Here is a 430-nt window from a genome sequence, read left to right as displayed (position 1 = left end):
TCGCGTTTTCCGACTGAGCAACACTTCAGTTCCTGGATGGGGTTGGCGCCCTCAACCCGAATATCGGGAGGAAAACCCTTACCCGGTCATGTCCCCAAGGTATTTAACCGAGCGGCACAAGCGTTGAAGCAGGCGGCCTCTAGCGCCCGCACCGATAAAAGCTTTATCGGTGCCAGTCACCGCGCCCGATTGGCTCGTATGGATACGGCCTGCGCCATCAAGGCTACGGCTCACCAACTGGCCCGGTTGATCTACGCCATGCTGACCAAGGGACAGCCTTACGTGGCGCAGGATATGGATGAGTACGAGGCTAAAAGCCGTGATCGTCAGCTTAGAGCTTTGCAGCGCAAGGCTACAAAGCTGGGTGTCCGATTGGTTGCGGCTTAAAAAAGCTTAAAGAACAAGGGGATGGATTTTGTTTGATGAGAGC

At 55.1% G+C, this 430-nt stretch carries 1 protein-coding gene; it reads left to right on the top strand.

The genetic code is table 11. The features are described from left to right. The coding region (locus tag AB4Z20_RS28085; RefSeq protein WP_442091246.1) for a transposase at positions 1 to 387 on the top strand (387 nt) is incomplete at its 5' end. Between the last annotated feature and the right edge of the window lie 43 nt (positions 388 to 430).

This window comes from Pseudomonas sp. KB_12 (assembly GCF_052114545.1).
Lineage (GTDB): Bacteria > Pseudomonadota > Gammaproteobacteria > Pseudomonadales > Pseudomonadaceae > Aquipseudomonas > Aquipseudomonas brassicacearum.
This window is presented reverse-complemented; position numbering and strand designations above follow the sequence as displayed.